This is a genomic window from Ureibacillus sp. FSL W7-1570 (assembly GCF_038593265.1).
GTDB classification, from domain to species: domain Bacteria; phylum Bacillota; class Bacilli; order Bacillales_A; family Planococcaceae; genus Ureibacillus; species Ureibacillus suwonensis.
This window is the reverse complement of record NZ_CP151979.1, coordinates 1,972,525-1,998,420: the sequence shown is the minus strand read 5'-3', so window position 1 is coordinate 1,998,420 and position 25,896 is coordinate 1,972,525. Positions and strand designations below refer to the sequence as shown.

General features: G+C 44.0%; 17 protein-coding genes, 3 rRNA genes and 2 riboswitches. All 20 genes read left to right on the top strand.

Annotation, left to right across the window (positions count from 1 at the left end; translation table 11 throughout):
• Positions 1–181: 181 nt before the first annotated feature.
• The gene (locus tag NST13_RS10010) at positions 182–1,642 is read left to right on the top strand and encodes a nicotinate phosphoribosyltransferase (protein ID WP_342580531.1); all 1,461 of its coding nucleotides are present in this window, start codon (positions 182–184) and stop codon (positions 1,640–1,642) included.
• A 17-nt stretch (positions 1,643–1,659) separates the two neighbouring features.
• The gene (nadE, locus tag NST13_RS10005) at positions 1,660–2,487 is read left to right on the top strand and encodes an ammonia-dependent NAD(+) synthetase (protein WP_342580530.1); all 828 of its coding nucleotides are present in this window, start codon (positions 1,660–1,662) and stop codon (positions 2,485–2,487) included.
• Between the two features lie 225 nt (positions 2,488–2,712).
• Positions 2,713–3,057, top strand: coding sequence for a hypothetical protein (locus NST13_RS10000; protein ID WP_342580529.1), 345 nt, complete (start codon positions 2,713–2,715; stop codon positions 3,055–3,057).
• Between the two features lie 297 nt (positions 3,058–3,354).
• Positions 3,355–4,299: a MoxR family ATPase gene (locus NST13_RS09995; RefSeq protein ID WP_342580528.1), complete on the top strand. Its 945-nt coding sequence runs from the start codon at positions 3,355–3,357 to the stop codon at positions 4,297–4,299.
• 2 nt (positions 4,300–4,301) lie between these two features.
• The gene (locus tag NST13_RS09990; protein WP_342580527.1) at positions 4,302–5,483 is read left to right on the top strand and encodes a DUF58 domain-containing protein; all 1,182 of its coding nucleotides are present in this window, start codon (positions 4,302–4,304) and stop codon (positions 5,481–5,483) included.
• Positions 5,480–7,648, top strand: a complete 2,169-nt coding sequence (locus NST13_RS09985) for a transglutaminase domain-containing protein (protein ID WP_342580526.1) — start codon at positions 5,480–5,482, stop codon at positions 7,646–7,648. The genes NST13_RS09990 and NST13_RS09985 overlap by 4 nt, the downstream gene beginning before the upstream one ends.
• A gap of 67 nt (positions 7,649–7,715) precedes the next feature.
• A complete protein-coding gene (gene guaA, locus NST13_RS09980; RefSeq protein ID WP_342471111.1) occupies positions 7,716–9,263 on the top strand; it encodes a glutamine-hydrolyzing GMP synthase in 1,548 nt (515 codons plus the stop codon).
• A gap of 333 nt (positions 9,264–9,596) precedes the next feature.
• A riboswitch (purine riboswitch) is annotated at positions 9,597–9,698 on the top strand.
• Positions 9,699–9,828: 130 nt separating this feature from the next.
• Positions 9,829–11,133: an NCS2 family permease gene (locus NST13_RS09975; RefSeq protein ID WP_342471112.1), complete on the top strand. Its 1,305-nt coding sequence runs from the start codon at positions 9,829–9,831 to the stop codon at positions 11,131–11,133.
• Between the two features lie 438 nt (positions 11,134–11,571).
• Positions 11,572–13,124: ribosomal RNA gene (locus NST13_RS09970) — 16S ribosomal RNA — on the top strand.
• Between the two features lie 195 nt (positions 13,125–13,319).
• A 23S ribosomal RNA gene (locus NST13_RS09965) occupies positions 13,320–16,246 on the top strand.
• Positions 16,247–16,311: 65 nt separating this feature from the next.
• Positions 16,312–16,427 (top strand): 5S ribosomal RNA (gene rrf / locus NST13_RS09960).
• The 16S, 23S and 5S rRNA genes sit together here, the layout of an rRNA operon.
• A gap of 702 nt (positions 16,428–17,129) precedes the next feature.
• Complete coding sequence (locus NST13_RS09955) at positions 17,130–17,330, top strand: NETI motif-containing protein (RefSeq protein WP_342471113.1); 201 nt, start codon at positions 17,130–17,132, stop codon at positions 17,328–17,330.
• Positions 17,331–17,410: 80 nt separating this feature from the next.
• Positions 17,411–17,510, top strand: a riboswitch (purine riboswitch).
• Between the two features lie 153 nt (positions 17,511–17,663).
• Positions 17,664–18,152 carry a 5-(carboxyamino)imidazole ribonucleotide mutase gene (gene purE / locus NST13_RS09950; protein WP_342580525.1) on the top strand — a complete coding sequence of 163 codons (489 nt, stop codon included), beginning with the start codon at positions 17,664–17,666 and terminating at the stop codon, positions 18,150–18,152.
• Positions 18,149–19,270: a 5-(carboxyamino)imidazole ribonucleotide synthase gene (purK, locus tag NST13_RS09945; protein WP_342471115.1), complete on the top strand. Its 1,122-nt coding sequence runs from the start codon at positions 18,149–18,151 to the stop codon at positions 19,268–19,270. Before purE ends, purK begins: the two co-directional genes overlap by 4 nt.
• Positions 19,271–19,289: 19 nt before the next feature.
• Positions 19,290–20,588, top strand: a complete 1,299-nt coding sequence (purB, locus tag NST13_RS09940; RefSeq protein WP_342471116.1) for an adenylosuccinate lyase — start codon at positions 19,290–19,292, stop codon at positions 20,586–20,588.
• Between the two features lie 42 nt (positions 20,589–20,630).
• Positions 20,631–21,341 (top strand): phosphoribosylaminoimidazolesuccinocarboxamide synthase, encoded by a 711-nt coding sequence (purC, locus tag NST13_RS09935; protein WP_342471117.1) that lies wholly within the window; start codon positions 20,631–20,633, stop codon positions 21,339–21,341.
• Positions 21,342–21,343: 2 nt separating this feature from the next.
• Positions 21,344–21,592, top strand: coding sequence for a phosphoribosylformylglycinamidine synthase subunit PurS (gene purS / locus NST13_RS09930; RefSeq protein WP_342471230.1), 249 nt, complete (start codon positions 21,344–21,346; stop codon positions 21,590–21,592).
• A 2-nt stretch (positions 21,593–21,594) separates the two neighbouring features.
• Positions 21,595–22,272 carry a phosphoribosylformylglycinamidine synthase subunit PurQ gene (purQ, locus tag NST13_RS09925; RefSeq protein ID WP_342471118.1) on the top strand — a complete coding sequence of 226 codons (678 nt, stop codon included), beginning with the start codon at positions 21,595–21,597 and terminating at the stop codon, positions 22,270–22,272.
• The gene (purL, locus tag NST13_RS09920) at positions 22,265–24,490 is read left to right on the top strand and encodes a phosphoribosylformylglycinamidine synthase subunit PurL (RefSeq protein WP_342471119.1); all 2,226 of its coding nucleotides are present in this window, start codon (positions 22,265–22,267) and stop codon (positions 24,488–24,490) included. The genes purQ and purL overlap by 8 nt, the downstream gene beginning before the upstream one ends.
• Positions 24,466–25,890 carry an amidophosphoribosyltransferase gene (purF, locus tag NST13_RS09915; protein WP_342471120.1) on the top strand — a complete coding sequence of 475 codons (1,425 nt, stop codon included), beginning with the start codon at positions 24,466–24,468 and terminating at the stop codon, positions 25,888–25,890. The genes purL and purF overlap by 25 nt, the downstream gene beginning before the upstream one ends.
• The last annotated feature ends 6 nt before the right edge of the window (positions 25,891–25,896 follow it).

The window sequence follows — 25,896 nt, the reverse complement described above, 5'->3', positions numbered from 1 at the left end:
TAAGCCAGAAAAAAGTGAAAATAATAAATTTTTATCAAAAGTGAAGAAAAGAAAACGGTGTGCCATTCATTTGTTTGTTTTTTGAATGTGAGATTTGTATGATAATTTTGCCGAAAACTTCGAATAGAAAATTGGAATAGTGTATACTAAAATTAACGAATAATGGAAGAAGGGATCTTGAATGAAAGAAATGTATCAAGACGATTCATTAACTTTGCACACGGATTTATATCAAATCAATATGGTGGAATGTTATTGGGCTGACGGTATTCATAATCGCAAAGCCGTTTTTGAAATTTTCTTCAGAAAACTTCCTTTCGGGAACGGGTTTGCCATCTTTGCGGGACTTGAACGGATTATCGACTACTTAAAAAATTTCCGCTTTAGTGAAACGGACTTGGCCTATTTAAAAGAGTTGGGTTATGATGATGAATTTCTTGATTACTTAAAATCTTTACGTTTTACCGGTTCCTTGCATTCGGTCGTGGAAGGGGAAGTCGTTTTTGCGAATGAACCGTTGCTTCGTATTGAAGCACCGTTGGCAGAAGCGCAACTTATCGAAACAGCCCTATTAAATATTGTCAATTTTCAAACTTTGATCGCCACTAAAGCAAGCCGGATTAAGCAGATTATCAAAGAGGAAGCGGCTGCGGAATTTGGTTCCCGCCGGGCGCAAGAATTGGATGCCGCCATTTGGGGAGCACGGGCTGCCATTATTGGCGGTTTTGATTCCACTTCCAACGTCCGGGCAGGAAAAATATTCAATATCCCGGTGTCCGGTACACATGCCCACGCTTTTGTACAAGCTTACAAAGATGAATATGAAGCTTTTAAAGCCTATGCAAGAAGACACAAAGATTGCGTGTTCCTGGTCGACACATATAATACATTGAAATCAGGCGTTCCCAATGCTATCCGCGTAGCCAAAGAATTGGGAGATCAAATCAATTTTATCGGAATCCGCTTGGACAGCGGGGATATCGCCTTTTTATCAAAAGAAGCACGACGCATGTTGGATGAAGCTGGGTTCACCAATGCGAAAATCATTGCATCCAATAATTTGGATGAATACACGATTTTAAACCTGAAAGCACAAGGCGCCAAAGTGGATTCTTGGGGAATTGGTACAAAGCTCATCACGGCTTATGATCAACCTGCATTGGGCGCCGTTTATAAAATGGTGGCGATTGAAAATGAACATGGTGAAATGGAAGATACATTGAAGATTACTTCCAATGCAGAAAAAGTGACGACACCAGGTTTAAAAAGAGTGTTCCGCATTATCAACAAAGAAAATGGAAAAGCGGAAGGGGACTACATTACATTGGCGGATGAGAACCCGCAGGAAGAAAAACGTTTAAAAATGTTCCATCCTGTGCATACCTTTATCTCAAAATTTGTGACTAACTTCGAAGCGAAAGAATTACATAAAAAAATCATAGATGAAGGTAAAATCGTGTATGAAAGCCCATCTGTTCTGGAAATGCGCGAATATGCAAAGGAAAGTTTGGAATTGTTATGGGATGAATATAAACGCTCATTGAATCCTGAAGAATATCCTGTGGACCTCAGCCAAAAATGTTGGGATAACAAAATGAAAAAAATTCAAGAAATCCGTGATGCAGTCGAAAATTTGGAATAGTTTAGGGGGGGCTTCATTTGGAAAGTTTACAAAAACAGATTATTGAAGAGTTGCACGTCTTGCCCGAAATTGACCCTGCAGAAGAGGTGCGGAAATCCGTCGAATTTTTAAAGGAATATGCAAAGAAACATCCTTTTATAAAAGGGTTTGTCATTGCCATCAGCGGAGGGCAGGATTCCACACTGGTCGGAAAGTTGACGCAAATGGCCGTCGATGAATTAAATGAAGAAGCCGGTGAACAGAAATATTCCTGTTACGCAGTCCGTCTTCCGTATGGGGAACAAAAGGATGAACAAGATGCGCAGGATGCCATCCAATTTATTCAGCCGACAAAAGTCATTACGGTAAACATTAAAAAGGCCGTGGATGCAAGTGTCGAAGCCTTGCGGGAAGCGGGGATCGTGTTGAGCGATTACGCGAAAGGAAATGAAAAAGCCCGCGAACGGATGAAAGTGCAATATTCCATCGCTTTAATGACCAACTCTGTCGTTGTCGGAACGGATCATGCGGCGGAAGCGGTGACGGGATTTTACACGAAATACGGCGATGGAGGCGTCGATTTGGTGCCGATTTTCCGATTAAATAAGCGGCAAGGAAAGCAGCTGCTTCAATATTTAGGCTGCCCTGAACATTTATACAAAAAAACGCCTACCGCAGACTTGGAAGATGATCGGCCTCAACTGCCGGATGAAGCGGCTTTAGGGGTATCTTATGAAATGATTGACGATTATTTGGAAGGAAAAACTGTGCCGGAGGAAGCAAGAAAAACAATCGAAGGCCACTATTTACGCTCGCAGCATAAACGCCATTTGCCGATCACCATCTTTGATGATTTTTGGAAGTAAGGGCGGATAGGCAAAAAACTGTTGATCTGTGTCTCCCATCTGGACGATTAAGGTGGGAGACAATTTTTTATAAAAACCCGCATACCATGAAACAACGAAGGTTTTCTTGCGATCAATTGAAAGAAAATTCAGTATTATTTGATGGTGGAAAGATTGAAGTTTATTGTTATGTACCGATATTAATAGAAATAAATAGTATAGACAGGAAGCGGAGGTGAGTGTCATTTGAGAACTTCTCGCGTTCAATCGGTTGTGAATAGCACTTACACAAAACGTTATTTGCATTCCAGTCATGATCAAGTGTTCAAAATGATGAACGACGGTGGCGGACGGCATTTTTTCTCGAAAAATCCGAGGGAACAGCAAAAAAATAAAAGGAATAATACGGAGCAAAACCGTTCATCGAATGCAATTTTAAACCGCAACACCAAAAGAATGGTCATTATTGGGCAACCACTTGATAGTGAAACGGTTGAAAAAATGCGCAACCGTTTAATGCAACATCAAATGAACATCCAAAAAGCAAGAAATAAGGAAGCTCTCATTAGCACTTACCGTAAATCCATTTGATATCGCCTTATAAACTGTTAATTCGGTGAAATTGGCAATTCCTGAATCGGCCGTGTTCAAAGAGTGGGGTGGATATAGAATTGAATAGGGAATTTGATAATATGGAGGGCGAAGTGGCAACACTTCGCTTTTCTTTTTCGTTTAATTTTTCGGATAAAGGTGGAAAATATACTAATGGTATATAATTTCCTTTTTCGAATTGCAATTAGTTGTTTTTTATCCAGTTTTTATTTTATGCTTGAATTAAATTATTTTTCGTAAATTCTGACTTTTTCCCGAGTTTCAGGAGGATACTTTATGCACAAAAAAATCGAAAAAATTATCAGTAATATAGAGAAAGTAATGATAGGAAAACGGGAAGTGGCTGAACTTAGCATAATCGCCTTGCTTGCCGGTGGACATGTATTGCTTGAAGATGTGCCGGGAGTCGGAAAAACCATGATGGTACGTTCCCTTGCGAAATCCGTGAGCGCGGAATTTAAGCGGATTCAATTTACTCCTGACTTGTTGCCTTCTGATGTCATCGGAGTTTCCATCTATAATCCGAAAACCATGCAGTTTGAATTCAGACCCGGCCCCATCGTAGGAAATATTATTTTAGCTGATGAAATTAACCGTACATCCCCTAAAACCCAATCCGCTTTACTGGAATGTATGGAAGAATCGTCAGTGAGCATCGATGGGGAAGTCATTCAGTTGCCAAAACCTTTTTTTGTCATGGCCACGCAAAACCCGATTGAATACGAAGGAACTTTTCCATTGCCGGAAGCCCAATTGGATCGGTTTTTAATGAAAATCCGCATGGGTTATCCGACAACACTGGAGGAAATCGAAATCTTAAGACGCGCTGAAAATAAAGTGCCCATTCAAACTTTGGAACCGGTGATCACCATCGGGGAATTATTGGAATTGCAAGAAGAAGTGAAAAATGTTTACGTGGATGATTCCGTAAAAGGATATATCGTGCAACTAGCACGGGCGACCAGAACCGATGAAAATGTATATTTGGGGGTCAGCCCCCGGGGAACGATTGCATTGATGAGGGCATCCCAAGCCTATGCCAAAATGCTTGACCGGGATTTCGTAAAACCTGATGATGTCCAATATTTGGCGCCTTTTGTCTTCGGTCATCGGATCATTTTAAAACCGGAGGCGCGCTATGAAGGTGTGACGGTGGAGGATATCATCAACAATATCATTGCCGAGTCCGTCATCCCTATTAAAAGGTTTGCAGAAAGATGAGCATGTGGAAAGGAATAATCAGCAAGTTTGGCCGCTTTGTCGTCAATGTTTTATTGATTGTCGTTACATTCAGTTATGCGATGTTTCAAGGGGGATTTGTCAGCTGGTTTCTGTTTTACACGTTGATTCCTTTTTTGCTCTACTCTTTGCTTCTTCATTTTGTCCCCCTCCGCATTGAGGAAGTCCGGAGGGAGATTCAGCCGGCAAGACTTGAAAGAGGCGATATAGCGTCCGTGACGGTGCATTTTATTAATAAGACTTGGTTTCCATTAGCGTTTCTGACAATCAGGGAGATTGGACTGGACGATGATATGGTTGAAAAAATGAAGGGAAGTTCCAATGTATTTTTTGTCGGTTTGAAAAGGAATTTTTCTTGGACGTATGAAATACCTGATTTGGAACGGGGTGTCATTGAATTTTCCGCATTGCAATTCACCTTCACCGATCTTTTTGGATGGACTGTCAGACATAAATTTGCCGTTCAAAAACAAAAGGTGATGGTTTATCCAAAAATCACAAAGATGAAATACCGTGAAATGCGGAGGCAGTTTGATCAGGGAGTAGTATTGGCTCCTTTCGCTTTTATGAAAGATACTTCCATGGCAACGGGTGTCAGGGATTATCAAGCGGGAGATCGATTTTCATGGATTCATTGGAAATCCTTTGCGAAGGATGAAACATTGAGGACGAAAGATTTTGAAGTGCGGCACAGCCAGGAAGTATTGCTTGTTCTGGATGCTACAGTGAAAAGCCATTTTGAAGAGTCCCTTGAATTGGCGGCTTCTGTTTTGCAAACGATTGTTGATCATCAAGGAGATGTGTCGTTTTTCATTGCGGGAGAGGAACAAACATTTTATTCCCATTTGAAACGGGGACAACTGGAGCGGATCATGCGGCAATTGGCGATGGTGAAAGCAAGCGATTCAAAAAATATCGAGCTTCTTTTGACGAAGGAAGGCAAGACACTCGATTCCTTTATTCTTCTATTTACGGGGGAATTGAGCGATTCATTAAGAAGTTTCTTTAAAAATCATGGGAGAAAGACAAAGGGCATCATCTGTTTTGTGGTTGCATCCAAGCAGGAAGAGCAGCTGCGAATGAAAGGGGACTATTACAACGTAAAAATTGTGCCGATTACAAAACCGATGTTCAGCGAAGTGTTCACGGAGGTGTTAAAACCGTGAAAAATGAAGTTTTCAATAAATTCGAGCTCGCATTATATGACATTATGATTTTTTTGATATTGCGGGAATGGCTTTTGCCGATCATGATGTTGACGGGTATGGGGTATGTGGAATTGATTTTGTTGTTCATCATATTGTGCCTTTTGTTCAGTCTGTTCCGCATCCCTTTTTTTATATCGTGGGTTGTAAAAATATGCTATATTTCATGGTTTATCGTTTATGTGTACAGCGATTTTTCCTTGTTCTCATCGGAAGGTATCCAGTTTCTGTTCAATGAACTGTATTATAATGTTTCATTGATTCTGCAAGGAAGTTTCTTTTATATCACAAACGCTTTCCAATCGGTTTTATTTTTCCTGCTTATGTGGATGCTCGTCTATATCGTGCATTATTGGTTGACGGTAAGATTGAACATCTTCTATTTCCTTGTGTTGACGGTGATTTTCATTGGAATCTTGGACACGTTCACCAATTATGATGGTACGGTTGCCATTGTTGAAGTGCTGCTGATTGGATTGCTGATGCTTGTATTTTTGTATATTAAAAAACTGATGTTGCAATCTGGCGCTTCATTTAATTGGCATCAGTATTTTAAGCTGGCATTGCCGGTCCTGTTGATGATCGGGGTTGTCGGGGCGGTGGCGATCCTGTTGCCAAAAGCGGCTCCCCAATGGCCTGATCCGGTTCCGTATATAAAATCCGCAGCAAACCAGGGCGGACGCATATTTGGAGAGCCGGTGAAAAAAGTCGGTTACGATGAAGATGATTCGGCGCTGGGGGGTTCCTTTGTAGGGGATGACACGGTCGTTTTCATTGCGCAAGCGGCAACGAAACAGTATTGGCGGGTGGAAACGAAAGATTTCTATACGTCAAAAGGTTGGGAGTCTTCGGGCGATACCATTTTATTGCAACAAATCTCTTATGGACAACCTATCAATCATTCATTGCCGGTAGGTCCTGAAGGCGAGGAGCAATTTGCCCATATTGAACCGAAGTATCCTTACGATTTTGTTATTCAACCATACGGACTTGTTTCCATCAATGTCTCCGGTGATATGGCAGATCAAGTGAATATGGCAATGAATTTAGAAACGGAAAAAATCGCCACCGATTACACGGGGGAGTATATGTATCATATTAAATACAGCACGCCGGAGTATTTATACAGCGATTTGACTTCGACAATCCAACAACCGATCGATATAAGTATTCGGGAAAAATATTTGCAGCTGCCTGATTCCCTTCCGCAAAGAGTCATTGATTTGGCAAGGGAGATCGTGAAGGACAAAGGCAATGATTATGAAAAGGCGCGGGCCATCGAAAGTTATTTTGCAACGAATGGCTTCCGGTATGAAACGGAAGGGGTGCCTGTTCCTGAAGAAGACCAGGACTACGTTGATCAGTTTTTATTTGAAACCAAATATGGCTACTGTGACAATTTTTCATCGGCAATGGTTGTGATGCTGCGGGCCGTGGGGATTCCCGCGAGATGGGTAAAAGGATTTGCCGGTGGAGAAATGGTGTCCAGTGATGGAGAGCTGAAAACTTTCGAAATTACAAATAACGATGCCCATTCCTGGGTGGAAGCCTATATCCCTAAAGTAGGCTGGGTTCCTTTTGAACCGACGATCGGCTTTTCAACAAACCGCAACATTGAATATGATTTTGAAACCGATGCATATCAGGATGAAATGCTGACAGTCGATGATGACACAAAACCGGAAAACCAACGGGATCAAGATGAAACGATGAAACAGGGGAACGGCATTTTTGCAGGGTTATTGGATTTCATCAAAAATCTCCGCTTTTTATTGTACTATGCCTTGATCGGTCTGCCTGTTGCAGGCATCATCCTGTTCTTTTCCCGCAAGTTATGGATGCCGAAATGGTATAGCCGATGGTTAAAAAATCAAAATATTAATGAAACAAACTTTGAAAAGATTTATATGAGACTGTTAAAAATGTTAGAATTAAAAGGGCTGAAAAGGAAGGAAGGACAAACGCTGCAATCTTTTGCAACAGAAGCGGACGAAGCATTTGATTCCCCATATATGTCGCAGATTACGGCCGCATATGAAAATTATCTTTACGGGAATAAAACAAAAATCGATTATATAAAAGTGAAAGAAAGTTTGGAAAATTTAATCAATCGTACTAGCGGTTGATTTTAAATGGGAGTCAGAGTAAAATTTAAAAAATTATAAGGCAGAAAATATAGAAGAGGTGTAAAACGTGACGACTCAATTAAAAGAGCAAGAAAAAATCGTTGTTCTCGACTTCGGAAGCCAATACAATCAATTGATCACGCGCCGAATTCGTGAATTTGGAGTATTTTCCGAACTACAACCCCATACAATTTCTGCGCAGGAAATCAAAGAAATGAACGCTGTGGGAATCATCTTCTCAGGCGGTCCGAATTCCGTGTATGATGAAAATGCGTTTAAAGTGGATGAAGAAATTTTTAATTTAGGTTTACCTATTTTAGGGATTTGCTATGGAATGCAATTGATTGCCCATACCCTTGGCGGGAAAGTGGAAAGTGCGGAAACCCGCGAATATGGTAAAGCGGAAATTGAAATTACAAAAGACAACCAATTGTTTGCAGACCTTCCAAAACAACAAGTGGTTTGGATGAGCCATGGCGACTTGGTGACTCAATTGCCTGAAGGTTTTGAAACAATCGCGACAAGCCCAAGCTGCCCAATTACGGCAATGGAAAATACGGAACGCAAAATCTACGGCGTTCAATTCCATCCTGAAGTACGCCATTCTGTTCATGGTAATGATATTTTGCGCCACTTTGTATTCAATATTTGCGGTGCAAAAGGCGACTGGACAATGGAAAACTTCATTGAACTGGAAGTGAAAAAAATCCGTGAACAAGTGGGAGATAAAAAAGTATTATGTGCTCTTTCAGGAGGGGTCGATTCTTCCGTTGTTGCGGTATTGATCCATAAAGCCATCGGAGACCAATTAACTTGTATGTTCGTGGACCATAACTTGCTCCGCAAAGGCGAAGCGGAAAGCGTAATGGAAACATTCGAAGGCAAATTTGGCATGAAAGTGATCAAAATCGACGCCCGCGAACGTTTCATGAATAAATTGAAAGGCGTTTCAGATCCGGAACAAAAACGTAAAATTATCGGAAACGAGTTCATTTATGTATTCTCTGATGAAGCAAGCAAATTGAAAGATATGGATTTCCTTGCACAGGGCACACTTTATACCGACATCATTGAATCCGGTACGGCTACAGCTCAAACAATCAAATCCCACCACAATGTCGGCGGTTTACCGGAAGATATGAAATTTGAATTGATTGAACCGTTAAAAACATTGTTTAAAGATGAGGTTCGTGCATTGGGTACTCAATTAGGGTTGCCTGATGAAATTGTTTGGCGCCAGCCATTCCCGGGACCAGGTCTTGCCATTCGCGTGCTTGGCGAAGTAACAGAAGAAAAATTGGAAATCGTTCGTGAATCCGATGCCATCTTACGTGAGGAAATCAAAAAAGCCGGTCTTGACCGTGAAATTTGGCAATACTTCACAGTACTTCCTGAAATCAAATCCGTCGGCGTCATGGGAGACCAACGCACATATGACTACGCTATCGGCATTCGTGCGGTTACATCCATCGATGGAATGACTTGCGACTGGGCGCGCATTCCTTATGATGTGTTGGAAAAAATCTCAACACGCATCGTGAACGAGGTGCCTCATGTCAACCGCGTGCTTCTTGACATCACTTCCAAGCCGCCAGCTACGATTGAATGGGAGTAATTTGCATACATCAGTCTATTTAATTTGAATACAACACATGATAACTCTCTTTTATTTAGTTTCAATAACTAAATGGAAGGGAGTTTTTTATGGACAACTTTGCACAATGTGTCATTTGGGAACTGTTTCTGTAATCTTCCTGCAACGCCCTCAGTGGAAGGATTTACAGGATAAAATGCCCATCACTTTACGCCTGTATGAAAACTGAACGTTTTTTACCAAAATATAGAATTTGTTATTAATGTACGGTTTTTTACGAACTTTAAAATAAAAAAAATAAAAAATGTTCGTGAATGGTATTGAAATAGGAAAAAATAGATGCTATATTACTTGAGTAATAATTAAATAAAACGTCGTATAATGTCGAGAATATGGCTCGATAGTCTCTACCAAGCTACCGTAAATGGCTTGACTACGACTTTGTTAATAGAGTTTCCCTTTGGATTCTATTATGGAGTTGTAGTCGTGCAAATGTGGCATGACTTTTTATTTTTTTGAATTTTATAGGCAAGGTGGGACATACTGAAGCTGAATCGACAGAAGCGACGGGAAGACGGAGGAAATTATGAGAAAATATTTCCAATTTGATGAACTGGGAACTACATATCGTCAGGAAATTATCGGTGGGCTTACAACATTCTTAGCGATGGCTTACATTTTGGCTGTTAACCCTGCCATTCTTTCGGAAAGTGGAATGAATCAAGGGGCGGTATTTGTTGCAACAGCGGTTTCTTCCGCAATCGGATGTTTTATTATGGGACTATTTGCCAAATATCCGCTTGCATTGGCTCCGGGACTTGGATTAAACGCATTCTTCACTTTCGAAGTGGTTTTAGGACATGGTTTCCCATGGGAATATGCGTTAGCGGCTGTATTCATTTCATCACTTTTCTTCTTTATTTTGACTTTGACTGGATTGCGCGAAAAATTGATTAATGCAATCCCGATGGAATTAAAACTGGCTGTAGGTGCCGGAATCGGATTGTTTATTGCTTTTATCGGTTTAAAACTATCCGGAATTGTTGTGGATGATCCGGATAATTTATTGAGCATCGGTGATTTAAGAGAGCCTCAAGTGTTATTAGCGATTTTCGGTATTTTTGTAATCGTCATTTTGATGGTGTTAAATGTCAGAGGTGCCGTATTCATCGGTATGGTGTTGACAGCGATTGTTGGTATGATTTTTGGCCTTATTCAAACGCCAAACGGTATTTTATCAACACCTCCAAGTGTTGAACCGACATTCGGCAAGTTATTTTCCGCATTCGGTGATCCGGCGTTCTATACGATTCCGATGTTAACTTCAATCTTAACATTCTTATTCGTAGACTTTTTTGATAATGCCGGTACATTAATGGCCGTAGCAAACCAAGCGGGCTTTGTAAAAGATAACAAATTGCCTCGCGCGGGCAGAGCATTGATTTCTGACTCAATTGCGTCAATTATCGGTTCCATTTTTGGTACATCCACTGTTACATCTTACATTGAATCTTCTTCAGGTGTGGCAGCTGGTGCAAGAACAGGTTTTGCTTCCCTTGTTACAGGAATTTTATTCTTATTAGCATTATTCTTCTCACCGGTCTTAAATATAGTAACAAATGCGGTTACTGCACCGGCTCTGATTGTAGTGGGAGTATTGATGGTTGCATCTTTAGGTGAGATTGAATGGAAAAAATTCGAGATTGCAGTGCCTTCCTTCTTGACAATGGTTATGATGCCATTTACAGGATCCATCGCAACTGGTATCGCGGTAGGTTTCTTATTCTATCCAATCACAATGGTACTAAAAGGAAGAGCAAAAGAAGTGCACTGGATCATGTATGTCTTTGCAGTAATTTTCCTACTTTTCTTGGCGACAACAGGTCATTGATATAATCAAATTTAAACCGATTATTCAGAAATCCCCAACCTAAGTAAAAGGAGAATTTGAGTTTGCTCAAATTCTCCTTTTTCATTTGGCTGTTTTTTTCTTTTAAAGTTTATCTTATTTAATAGAGGGTACATATTCTATGAAGTCAATTTTAGAATAGAGCGAAAAATAGGAATTGATTTTTTATTAATTTATGCTTGAAAAACTAAATCAACGGTGTTATATTAATAAACGTTGCTGCTGAAAATAAAAAACAGCAAAAAAGTTCTTGACACGGTTTTTGGAACGTGTTATTATATTAAACGTTGCTGTTGAAGCGGTTAAGAAAATGAACCTTGAAAACTGAACACCGAAACGTTAATGTTATAAATTTTCCAATTCGTTGACCTTCGTTGACGGATTGGATACGGACAAAAGTTTGAGCTAATCAAATTTTCTTTTATGGAGAGTTTGATCCTGGCTCAGGACGAACGCTGGCGGCGTGCCTAATACATGCAAGTCGAGCGGACCAATTAGAAAGCTTGCTTTTTAATTGGTTAGCGGCGGACGGGTGAGTAACACGTGGGTAACCTGCCCTATAGACCGGGATAACTCGCGGAAACGCGTGCTAATACCGGATAACACACCGAAGCGCATGCTTCGGGGTTGAAAGATGGTTCTGCTATCACTATAGGATGGGCCCGCGGCGCATTAGCTAGTTGGTGGGGTAACGGCCTACCAAGGCGACGATGCGTAGCCGACCTGAGAGGGTGATCGGCCACACTGGGACTGAGACACGGCCCAGACTCCTACGGGAGGCAGCAGTAGGGAATCTTCCACAATGGGCGAAAGCCTGATGGAGCAACGCCGCGTGAGCGAAGAAGGTCTTCGGATCGTAAAGCTCTGTTGTAAGGGAAGAACAAGCGCAGCAGTCACTGGCTGCGCCCTGACGGTACCTTACTAGAAAGCCACGGCTAACTACGTGCCAGCAGCCGCGGTAATACGTAGGTGGCAAGCGTTGTCCGGAATTATTGGGCGTAAAGCGCGCGCAGGCGGTCTCTTAAGTCTGATGTGAAAGCCCCCGGCTCAACCGGGGAGGGTCATTGGAAACTGGGAGACTTGAGTGCAGGAGAGGGAAGTGGAATTCCATGTGTAGCGGTGAAATGCGTAGAGATATGGAGGAACACCAGTGGCGAAGGCGGCTTCCTGGCCTGTAACTGACGCTGAGGCGCGAAAGCGTGGGGAGCAAACAGGATTAGATACCCTGGTAGTCCACGCCGTAAACGATGAGTGCTAGGTGTTAGGGGGTTTCCGCCCCTTAGTGCTGCAGCTAACGCATTAAGCACTCCGCCTGGGGAGTACGGTCGCAAGACTGAAACTCAAAGGAATTGACGGGGGCCCGCACAAGCGGTGGAGCATGTGGTTTAATTCGAAGCAACGCGAAGAACCTTACCAGGTCTTGACATCCCGCTGACCGCCATGGAGACATGGCTTTCCCTTCGGGGACAGCGGTGACAGGTGGTGCATGGTTGTCGTCAGCTCGTGTCGTGAGATGTTGGGTTAAGTCCCGCAACGAGCGCAACCCTTGTCCTTAGTTGCCATCATTCAGTTGGGCACTCTAAGGAGACTGCCGTACAAATACGGAGGAAGGTGGGGATGACGTCAAATCATCATGCCCCTTATGACCTGGGCTACACACGTGCTACAATGGGTGGTACAAAGGGCGGCAAACCCGCGAGGGGGAGCGAATCCCAAAAAGCCACTCTCAGTTCGGATTGCAGGCTGCAACTCGCCTGCATGAAGCCGGAATCGCTAGTAATCGCGGATCAGCATGCCGCGGTGAATACGTTCCCGGGCCTTGTACACACCGCCCGTCACACCACGAGAGTCTGTAACACCCGAAGTCGGTGAGGTAACCCTCCGGGAGCCAGCCGCCGAAGGTGGGACAGATGATTGGGGTGAAGTCGTAACAAGGTAGCCGTATCGGAAGGTGCGGCTGGATCACCTCCTTTCTAAGGATATAAACGGAAAACATTAACGTTTTGGGTTCAGTTTTGAAGGTTCATACCTTCAATCAAGAGTTTTGTTCTTTGAAAACTGGATAAACGACATTGAAAGCAAGAAATTTACTGTAAAGTTCTTACGCTTTTCTGATAGAAAAGCAAACCATCAAGGGTTACGAGGCGCAAGCAAATCGTAAGCCGCAAGGTTAAGTTAGTAAGGGCGCACGGTGGATGCCTTGGCACTAGGAGCCGATGAAGGACGGGACTAACACCGATATGCTTCGGGGAGCTGTAAGTAAGCTTTGATCCGGAGATTTCCGAATGGGGCAACCCACTGCTCGTAATGGAGCAGTATCTTAACGTGAATTCATAGCGTTAAGAGGGCACACCCAGGGAACTGAAACATCTAAGTACCTGGAGGAGAAGAAAGAAACATCGATTCCCTGAGTAGCGGCGAGCGAAACGGGAACAGCCCAAACCAAGAGGCTTGCCTCTTGGGGTTGTAGGACACTCTATACGGAGTTACAAAAGGATGGGTTAGACGAACCGTTCTGGAAAGGACGGCCGTAGAAGGTAACAGCCCTGTAGTCGAAAATCCATCCTCTCCAGAGTGGATCCTGAGTACGGCGGAACACGTGAAATTCCGTCGGAATCCGGGAGGACCATCTCCCAAGGCTAAATACTCCCTAGTGACCGATAGTGAACCAGTACCGTGAGGGAAAGGTGAAAAGCACCCCGGGAGGGGAGTGAAAGAGAACCTGAAACCGTGTGCCTACAAGTAGTCAGAGCCCGTTAACGGGTGATGGCGTGCCTTTTGTAGAATGAACCGGCGAGTTACGATTACGTGCAAGGTTAAGTCGAGGAGACGGAGCCGCAGCGAAAGCGAGTCTGAATAGGGCGAAAGAGTACGTGGTCGTAGACCCGAAACCAGGTGATCTACCCATGTCCAGGGTGAAGGTGAGGTAACACTCACTGGAGGCCCGAACCCACGCACGTTGAAAAGTGCGGGGATGAGGTGTGGGTAGCGGAGAAATTCCAATCGAACTTGGAGATAGCTGGTTCTCTCCGAAATAGCTTTAGGGCTAGCCTCGCGTAACGAATACTGGAGGTAGAGCACTGTTTGGACTAGGGGCCCACCTCGGGTTACCGAATTCAGACAAACTCCGAATGCCAGCTATTTAGACGCGGGAGTCAGACTACGAGTGATAAGATCCGTGGTCAAGAGGGAAACAGCCCAGACCACCAGCTAAGGTCCCAAAGTAACCGTTAAGTGGAAAAGGATGTGGCGTTGCTTAGACAACCAGGATGTTGGCTTAGAAGCAGCCATCATTTAAAGAGTGCGTAATAGCTCACTGGTCGAGTGACGCTGCGCCGAAAATGTATCGGGGCTAAACGGTTCACCGAAGCTGTGGATTCGTGCTTCGCACGAGTGGTAGGAGAGCGTTCTAAGTGCGCAGAAGTCAGACCGGAAGGACTGGTGGAGCGCTTAGAAGTGAGAATGCCGGTATGAGTAGCGAAAGATGGGTGAGAATCCCATCCACCGAATGACTAAGGTTTCCTGAGGAAGGCTCGTCCGCTCAGGGTTAGTCGGGACCTAAGCCGAGGCCGAAAGGCGTAGGCGATGGACAACAGGTTGATATTCCTGTACCACCTCCCCGCCGTTTGAGCAATGGGGGGACGCAGGAGGATAGGGAAAGCACGCCGTTGGTCGCGCGTGTCCAAGCCGCAAGGCGGGGAAGTAGGCAAATCCGCTTCCCGTAACGCCAAGCGGTGATGGGGAGCCTCTTTGGAGGCGAAGTTCCTGATTTCACACTGCCAAGAAAAGCCTCTAGCGAGGCGGGAGGTGCCCGTACCGCAAACCGACACAGGTAGTCGAGGAGAGAATCCTAAGGTGAGCGAGAGAACTCTCGTTAAGGAACTCGGCAAAATGACCCCGTAACTTCGGGAGAAGGGGTGCTCATTGGGGTGCAAGCCCCGATGAGCCGCAGTGAATAGGCCCAGGCGACTGTTTATCAAAAACACAGGTCTCTGCAAAACCGCAAGGTGACGTATAGGGGCTGACGCCTGCCCGGTGCTGGAAGGTTAAGAGGAGGAGTTAGCGCAAGCGAAGCTCCGAATTGAAGCCCCAGTAAACGGCGGCCGTAACTATAACGGTCCTAAGGTAGCGAAATTCCTTGTCGGGTAAGTTCCGACCCGCACGAAAGGCGTAACGATCTGGGCACTGTCTCAACGAGAGACTCGGTGAAATTATAGTACCTGTGAAGATGCAGGTTACCCGCGACAGGACGGAAAGACCCCGTGGAGCTTTACTGTAACCTGATATTGAATTTCGGTGCAACTTGTACAGGATAGGTAGGAGCCGTAGAAGGGGGAGCGCCAGCTTCCCTGGAGGCGCCCTTGGGATACTACCCTGGTTGTACTGAAATTCTAACCCGCAAGCCTGATCGGCTTGGGAGACAGTGTCAGGTGGACAGTTTGACTGGGGCGGTCGCCTCCCAAAAGGTAACGGAGGCGCCCAAAGGTTCCCTCAGAATGGTTGGAAATCATTCGCAGAGTGTAAAGGCATAAGGGAGCTTGACTGCGAGACCTACAAGTCGAGCAGGGTCGAAAGACGGGCTTAGTGATCCGGTGGTTCCGCATGGAAGGGCCATCGCTCAACGGATAAAAGCTACCCCGGGGATAACAGGCTTATCTCCCCCAAGAGTCCACATCGACGGGGAGGTTTGGCACCTCGATGTCGGCTCATCGCATCCTGGGGCTGTAGTCGGTCCCAAGGGTTGGGCTGTTCGCCCATTAAAGCGGTACGCGAGCTGGGTTCAGAACGTCGTGAGACAGTTCGGTCCCTATCCGTCGTGGGCGCAGGAAATTTGAGAGGAGCTGTCCTTAGTACGAGAGGACCGGGATGGACACACCGCTGGTGTACCAGTTGTCTTGCCAAAGGCACAGCTGGGTAGCTATGTGTGGACGGGATAAGTGCTGAAAGCATCTAAGCATGAAGCCCCCCTCAAGATGAGATTTCCCATTGCATAAGCAAGTAAGATCCCTCAAAGACGATGAGGTAGATAGGTCCGAGGTGGAAGCACGGTGACGTGTGGAGCTGACGGATACTAATCGATCGAGGACTTAACCAAAAGAAAGCTTTCAATGCCGTTATCCAGTTTTGAGAGAACAACCTCTCTACAATACATAAAACAAGTCTAGTGATGATGGCAAAGAGGTCACACCCGTTCCCATACCGAACACGGAAGTTAAGCTCTTTAGCGCCGATGGTAGTTGGGGGATTCCCCCCGCGAGAGTAGGACGTCGCTAGGCTCAAAAAGTCATTACTGACAGAAAGTCGGTAGTGGCTTCTTTTTTTTGCCCCCAACTACCAAAGACCGGAGGTCAGCTCGGCGCGATACAGAAGCAGGACCAAAAAGTGAAACAGCAGACCGATTAGAAGCAGACGAGAAGCACGGGGACCAAGAAGATCAAGGAAGCGAGGCGGCCCGGAGCGCAAGCGTCGGGTACGTGAGCACCGGACCGCCGAAGCTGACGAGAGTAGCCGGTCAACGCGCTTCGGAGTTCGCGCCGATGGTAGTTGGGGACCCCCTGCGAGAGTAGGACGTCGCCAATGCTTTTCTATGTTGAAATTTGAAGTTCCATACAAATAAAGACAGAAAGTCCATTGATTTCTTGACAAGGATAAAAAGTTCGATTAATTCAAAATTAACATTTAGAGGATAAAAAATATCAAGAAAACCCCTTTCTGCATTTTATTTATAAAACTAAAATTCCATACAATCAAAAACTGAAAGTCTGTTCTGTTATATTAGACCAAAACCCAAAAAGGCACCACAATCATAGTGGTGCCTTTTTTACTTCCTGCTTAACCCGGAAAGCCAACCATTTTTTCGTCTTAATTAAAGGAAGTTGGTGAATATTTTAATGAATTTTTGTTCGATAGGAAGCCCAAATATTAGCATAATAAAAGAAAGATCCAATTCTTTGATAAAAGGTGAAAGGGTGAAGGATTTGCCGAAAAAGACTATTTGGTTCGAAATGGAGGAAAATGAAACACCGGAACAGTGTATCGAAAGAATGTTGAAAATGGGGTACAGACCGGTTTTAAGAAAAGAAGAACCGGTTTTTCAAAGGGTTGACGGTGAAGTGGTTTATTTTCGCCAAAAAGTTCGATTTAAAGGAGAATTGATGGAAGAAAAAAATAAAAAATAATTCAAAACACGAACATTCAATAATTACTTTATATAAACGTTCGCATTTTTTCATTGATTTTCTCCTCCACCCTTGCTACAATGAACAGAGGAAAAGTCCCACATATATGCTAGAGGATATGGCTCTAGTGTCTCTACCCGACACCGTAAATGTCGGACTATGCGGGAAAGCAACTTTTTGGATGATTCGGCAGGTTGGAATTGAATAAACACCGGCCTCCTATTGCTATGTCCTCAGGTAAGCTGCTTTCTATCGTATAGCGAAGGCGGGCTATTTGAGGACTTTTTATTCGGAATCAAAAGTAAGAGATTGAAATAAAAAGGAGCGTTTTGGATGAATCCTAAAATCGGCGTCATTATGGGAAGTTCCAGCGATTGGGAAACAATGAAACATGCTTGTGATATTTTAGACGAGTTAGAAATTCCTTATGAAAAAAAAGTGGTATCAGCCCATCGGACTCCTGATTTAATGTTTGAATATGCTGAAACTGCCCGTTCACGGGGAATCGAAGTGATTATTGCCGGAGCTGGGGGAGCTGCCCATTTACCGGGGATGGTTGCAAGTAAAACAACCTTGCCAGTTATCGGTGTACCTGTGCAATCAAAAGCATTAAATGGACTTGATTCATTACTTTCCATTGTTCAAATGCCAGGAGGGGTTCCTGTGGCGACGGTGGCGATAGGGAAAGCCGGCGCAACGAATGCAGGACTCTTAGCGGCGCAAATTTTATCCATTACAGATAAACAATTGGCAGAGAAACTGGAAGCTCGACGGGAACAATTAAAACAAAAAGTGTTGGAAAGTTCAGGTGACTTAAAGTGATGAAAACGATCTACCCCGGCCAAACAATCGGCATCATCGGTGGCGGACAGTTAGGACGAATGATGGCTCTCAGTGCAAAAGAGGCTGGTTTTAAAATTGCGGTTCTTGATCCGACAATGGATTCACCATGCGGACAAGTCGCAGATATACAAATAGTGGCTCCTTATGATGATCAAACCGCACTTGAAGAGTTGGCGGAAGTAAGTGACGTTATCACTTACGAATTTGAAAATATCGATTATGAAGGACTCAAAAAATTAACAGAGATCGCCTATGTGCCTCAAGGTGCTGAAATTATCCGCATCACCCAAAACCGTGTGACAGAAAAACAGGCAATTGTGGAAGCGGGTTGCCCGGTGGCTCCTTATATCGTTTGTGACAGCTATGAGGAACTTGTAGAGAAAATCGATCAAATCGGTTATCCGAGCATTGTAAAAACTGCCCGTTTCGGATATGACGGAAAAGGCCAACAAAAGCTTCAATCAAAAGAGGATTTGCCACTCGCAAAAAGCTTGTTTGAACATTCCCAATGTATCGTGGAAGGCTTTATTCCTTTCGAAAAGGAAATTTCGGTAATTATCCAAAGGAACGGAAACGGAGAAACGTATTGCTTGCCAGTGGGCGAAAATATTCATGTGAATCACATTTTGCATGAAACGATTGTTCCAGCCCGTATTTCCGATCAAACGAAACAATTGGCGGAAGAAGCGGCCCATAAAATTGCGGAACACTTGCAATTAATTGGAACGTTGGCGGTAGAAATGTTCGTGCTGAAGGATGGACAAATTATTATTAATGAATTGGCTCCAAGACCTCATAATTCCGGCCACTATTCCATTGAAGCGTGCAATATTTCTCAATTCGGACAACATATCCGTGCGATAGCCGGTTGGCCGCTAAGAAAACCGAAATTGCATTCTCCGGTGGTGATGGTGAATGTATTGGGTCAACATGTAGCGCCACTGATCAATTCCATAACCAAATATCCACATTGGTCTGTTCACCTTTATGGAAAAAAAGAGGCGAAAGTGAACAGAAAAATGGGACATGTAACCATACTAACAGATGACATTGATGCAACATTAAAGGAAATTGAAGATTCTGGCATTTGGAGATAAAAGAAAAGGAGATTCGCAGATGATTGAACGTTATACTCGCCCTGAAATGGGGGCTATTTGGACTGAAGAAAATAAATTCAACGCATGGCTTGAAGTGGAAATTTTGGCTTGCGAAGCTTGGTCTGAACTTGGTGTCATTCCAAAAGAAGATGTTGAAAAGTTACGTCAAAATGCAACATTCGATATCAACCGCATTTATGAAATTGAACAAACAACCAAACATGACGTCGTAGCGTTTACCCGCGCGGTATCCGAGTCGCTGGGCGAAGAGAAAAAATGGGTTCATTATGGACTCACTTCAACGGATGTTGTCGATACAGCCCTTTCTTATTTGATTAAACAAGCCAACAACATTTTACGGAAAGATCTTCACAACTTTATTGATGTATTGACAGAAAAGGCAAAAGAACACAAATACACAGTTATGATGGGACGCACCCATGGCGTACATGCGGAACCGACAACATTCGGTTTAAAGCTGGCTCTATGGCGTGAAGAAATGTTGCGTAATTTAGAACGCTTTGAAAGAGCGGCCAAAACGATTGAAACAGGAAAAATTTCCGGTGCGGTCGGAACTTATGCCAACATCGATCCATTTGTTGAAAAATATGTGTGCGAAAAATTGGGACTTACTCCTGCACCAATTTCAACCCAAACATTGCAGCGGGACCGCCATGCGGAATACATTGCGACATTGGCTTTAATTGCGACATCCATCGAAAAATTCGCAACGGAAATCCGCGGTTTGCAAAAATCCGAAACTCGCGAAGTGGAAGAAGGATTTGCAAAAGGACAAAAAGGTTCTTCCGCAATGCCGCATAAGCGCAACCCGATCGGCTCCGAAAACATGGCCGGAATTGCCCGCGTGATTCGTGGACATGTGGTTACCGCTTATGAAAATGTTCCATTATGGCATGAACGGGATATTTCCCATTCATCCGCAGAACGAATCATCATTCCTGATACGACAATTGCATTGAACTACATGTTGAACCGTTTCGCAAATATTGTGAAAAACTTGACTGTTTTCCCTGAAAATATGAAACGCAATATGGATGCAACGTTTGGACTTATTTATTCACAACGCGTTCTATTGAAGTTGATTGACAAAGGCCTGTCCCGTGAAGAAGCTTACGATACAGTCCAACCGCTCACTGCGAAAGCATGGGATGAACAGCGTCCGTTCCGTCCATTGGTGGAAGCGGATGAAAAAATCGGTTCGCTTTTATCGAAAGAAGAAATTGATGATTGTTTCGATTACAACTGGCATTTGAAAAATGTGGATTACATTTTTGACCGTTTAGGATTAAATGAGTAATTAAAAAAAAACACCAATTCTAAATTACTGGGGGAAACGGGTATGGAAAAAGGCGCATTGTTATATGAAGGAAAAGCGAAACGCTTATATGCAACAGATCAGGAAGACGTATTGTTTGTGGAATATAAAAACAGCGCCACTGCCTTCAACGGTCTTAAAAAAGCAGAAATTGAAGGCAAAGGGATCTTGAACAATAAAATTTCCACCATCATTTTTGAACAACTGAAACAACAGGGAATTGAATCCCATTTTATTAAAAGAATTTCCGAAAACGAACAGCTTGTTAGAAAAGTGGAAATCATCCCGCTTGAAGTGGTTGTCCGCAATATTGCAGCAGGCAGCTTTTCAGAGCGTCTGGGCATTGAAGAAGGCACAGCCTTAAAGCGTCCGATAGTGGAGTTTTATTACAAAAACGATGCATTAAAAGATCCGATCATCAATAACGACCATATTGATATTCTTGGTCTTGCAACAAAAGAAGAAGTTGAAACAATCACAAATCTCGCTTTAAAAGTGAACGAAGCCTTACGGAAGATTTTTGAAAAAATCGGTGTCATTTTGGTGGACTTTAAATTGGAATTCGGCCGGGACAAAGACGGAAACATATTGCTTGCCGATGAAATTTCACCGGACACATGCCGGCTTTGGGATGCAGAAACGAAAGAGAAATTGGACAAAGACGTGTTCAGGCGAGATCTTGGAAGTTTAACAGATGTATATAACATTATACTTTCTAGACTTGGAGGAAATTGATGATGAAAAAAGTGAAGATTTACGTCACATTGCGTGAAAGTGTATTGGACCCTCAAGGTTCAGCCGTGAAAGGTTCTTTAGTCAACATGGGATACAAAGAAGTGGAAGATGTCCGCATCGGGAAATATTTGGAATTGCTCATTTCCGATACAGAGCGGGATATCGATGCATTGGTAAAAGAAATGTGTGAAAAGCTGCTTGCGAACACAGTGATCGAGGATTATCGCTTTGAAATCGAGGAGGCTCAATAATCATGAAATTTGCTGTACTCGTTTTCCCAGGGTCGAACTGTGACGTCGATATGTACCATGCCATCAAAGACGAACTTGGCGAAGAAGTGGAATATGTTTGGCATGATGCGGAAGATTTGAGCGAATTTGACGCCATTTTGATTCCGGGCGGTTTCTCATATGGAGACTATCTACGCTGCGGTGCCATGGCAAGCCAGTCAAAGGTGATGCAAGCAGTGAAAAAAGCGGCGGAAGAAGGAAAACCGATTTTGGGAGTCTGCAACGGATTCCAAATTTTGACGGAAGCCGGACTTTTACCTGGCGCACTGCTCCGCAATAAAAACTTAAAATTCATTTGCCGTACGGTTCCGTTAAAAGTTGAAAACAACCAAACATTGTTTACCAATCAATATGAACAAGGGCAAATCATTCAAATTCCGATTGCCCACGGTGAAGGAAACTACTTCTGTGACGAGGAAACGTTGAAAAAATTAAAAGAAAACAACCAAATCGTGTTCACTTATTCAGGAGAAAATCCGAACGGAAGTCTTGAAAACATTGCTGGTATTGTAAACGAGCGTGGCAACGTTCTTGGCATGATGCCCCATCCGGAACGCGCGGTGGATGCATTACTTGGCAGTGCAGATGGACTGGCGTTATTCAAATCAATTGTGAAACAGTGGAGGGAATCACATGTCTAATTTTGAACCAACAGCAGAACAAATTAAGGAGCAGAAGCTTTACCGCGACTTGGGGTTAAGTGATGAAGAATTTGCGAAGATTGAAGAAATTTTAGGTCGTCTTCCAAATTGGACAGAAACAGGTTTGTTCTCTGTAATGTGGTCTGAACACTGTTCTTATAAAAACTCCAAGCCGGTGTTGCGCAAATTCCCTACAAGCGGTCCCCGCGTATTGCAAGGTCCTGGTGAAGGGGCAGGGATTGTGGACATTGGTGACGAGCAAGCCGTTGTATTCAAAATGGAATCCCATAACCATCCTTCAGCCATTGAACCATACCAAGGAGCCGCAACAGGGGTTGGCGGAATTATCCGCGACGTATTTTCCATGGGAGCGCGTCCAATTGCACTGCTAAACTCTTTGCGTTTTGGCGAATTAAAAACACCTCGGGTGAAATACTTGTTTGAAGAAGTTGTCGCCGGGATCGCCGGTTATGGTAACTGTATCGGAATTCCGACTGTTGGCGGCGAAGTACAATTTGACCCATGCTATGAAGGAAATCCTTTGGTTAACGCCATGTGCGTTGGGTTAATCGATCATAAAGATATCCAAAAAGGTGTTGCCAAAGGTGTTGGAAACACAGTGATGTATGTAGGTGCAAAAACGGGCCGCGACGGAATTCACGGTGCCACTTTCGCGTCGGAAGAATTGAGTGAAGAATCCGATGAAAAACGTCCGGCGGTTCAAGTGGGAGACCCATTCATGGAAAAACTTCTGCTTGAAGCATGCCTGGAAGTGGTAAAATCCGATGCGCTTGTCGGAATCCAGGACATGGGAGCGGCAGGACTCACTTCATCTTCTTCAGAGATGGCATCAAAAGCCGGATACGGTATTGAAATGAACCTGGACTTGGTTCCTCAACGGGAAACAGGAATGACTGCCTATGAAATGATGCTTTCCGAATCACAGGAACGGATGCTTTTAGTCGTGAAACAAGGCCGTGAAGAAGAAATCAAAAAAATCTTTGAAAAGTACGGTTTGGACGCGGTGGCAATCGGCCGGGTAACAGAGGATAAAATGCTCCGCCTCATTCATAAAGGGGAAGTGGTGGCAGAAGTCCCTGCGGATGCGTTGGCGAAAGATGCGCCAGTTTACCACAAACCATCCAAAGAACCGGAATATTATAGAGAGTTCCAAGCGATGGAAAACAGCGAACCGGAAGTGGATGATTTCAAAGAAACATTGAAACAATTGCTTCAAGCCCCTACGGTTGCATCAAAAGAATGGGTATATGATCAATTTGACTACCAAGTGCGTACCAACACAGTGGTGACACCTGGTTCCGATGCGGCTGTATTGCGCGTAAGAGGCACAAATAAAGGGCTTGCGATGACAGCTGACTGCAACTCCCGCTACATTTTCCTGGATCCGGAAACAGGCGGTAAAATCGCAGTGGCGGAAGCTGCCCGCAACATTGTCGCATCCGGTGGAGAACCATTGGCAATCACGGACTGCTTAAACTTTGGAAATCCGGAAAAACCGGAAATCTTCTGGCAACTTGAAAAAAGTGCCGATGGAATTGCTGCGGCATGCACCGCTTTAGAAACACCGGTTATCAGCGGAAACGTATCCCTTTATAACGAACACTCCGGTCAAGCGGTATATCCAACACCAACAATCGGCATGGTTGGATTAGTGGAAGATTTATCCCATGTAACAACGCAAGAAGTAAAACAAGCTGGCGACATCGTTTATTTACTTGGGGAAACCAAAACAGAATTCGGCGGATCCGAACTTCAAAAATTGGTTTATGGAAAAATCTTCGGTAAAGCACCGTCAATCGATTTGGAAGAAGAGGCTGCACGCCAAAAAGCATTGCTTTCTGCCATTCGCGCAGGACTCGTTCAGTCTGCTCATGACGTGGCTGAAGGCGGCGTAGCAGTTGCATTGGCGGAAAAAACTTTTAATGCGAATGGTCTCGGAATCCACGTGAAATTAGAGGGTTCACCTGTAACCGCATTATTCAGTGAATCACAATCCCGCTTTATTGTAACGGTGAAAGAAGAAGATGCGGCATCGTTTGAACAAATGATTCCGGATGCGCAAAAAATTGGTGTAGTAACAAACGATGGAAAAATCACCATTGAAGGGGAACCAGGTTTATTGGTTGAAGGTTCTGTAGATGAATTTTGTTCTGCTTGGAAAGGAGCTATCCCATGCTTGCTGAAATCAGAGGCTTAAACGAAGAATGTGGTGTTTTTGGGATATGGGGCCATGAAGCAGCAGCCAAAATGAGCTACTACGGCCTGCATGCGCTTCAACATCGAGGACAAGAAGGTGCTGGCATCGTCGCGACAGACGGCCAGTACTTTAAAATCGTGAAAGGTGAAGGCCTGGTCAATGAAGTATTCAATGAAGAAAAATTAAATAGTTTGGAAGGAAATGCTGCAATCGCCCATGTTCGCTATACAACGGCAGGTGGAGGGGGAATTGACAACGTTCAGCCCCTTTTATTCCGTTCCTCCACTGGCACAATGGCAGTAGCCCATAACGGAAATTTGGTGAATGCCAATCATCTAAAACAACATCTTGAGCGCTCAGGAAGTATTTTCCATTCAACTTCAGATACGGAAGTCATTGTGCATCTTATCAAAAAAAGCAAAAAACCCAATTTTCTCGAGCAAGTGAAAGAAGCCCTTTCCTTGTTGAAAGGGGCTTTCTCCATCATTATTTTAACGAAAGATAAAATGATTCTAGCCCGGGATCGCAATGGGTTGCGCCCGCTTTCCATCGGCAGAGTGGGTGATGCATGGGTGGCTGCTTCCGAAACATGTGCTTTCGATTTAATTGGTGCGGAATATGTCCGGGAAGTTCAACCGGGTCAATTGGTCATTATTTCGAATAATGGCATCGAGGAAGACCGGTACGCGTTAATGGAACGCCGGGCAATGTGCGCAATGGAATATGTTTATTTTGCACGTCCTGATTCCAATATCGATCAAGTCAACATTCATATGGCCCGCAAACGGATGGGAAAACAATTGGCCAGAGAAATGGGTCATATCGATGCGGATGTTGTGACAGGTGTTCCGGATTCTTCCATTTCCGCTGCCATTGGATTTGCTGAAGAAATCGGGATTCCTTATGAAATGGGATTAATCAAAAACCGGTATGTCGGCCGGACATTTATTCAACCAACACAGGAATTGCGTGAACGCGGAGTGAAAATGAAACTTTCACCTGTTGTTCAAGTGGTGCGCGGCAAACGTGTCGTAATGGTGGATGATTCCATTGTCCGCGGAACGACTTCACGCAGAATCGTCAAAATGTTGAAAGAAGCAGGAGCGAAAGAAGTGCATGTGGCAATCACTTCTCCGCCAATTTCCAATCCTTGTTTCTATGGCATTGATATTTCATCCGATGAAGAATTAATTGCTACTGGAAGAACGATTGATGAAATCCGGGAAGCAATTGGTGCGGATTCCTTGACGTTTTTATCGCCCGAAGGATTGGTAGAAGCCGTTTCAAGACCTTTTGATGATGAGTACGGCGGTCTTTGCATGGCTTGCTTTACTGGAAAATATCCAACAGAAATTTTCCCGGACACTGTCTTACCACATATCAAGGAACTTTCACGTTAAGGAGGA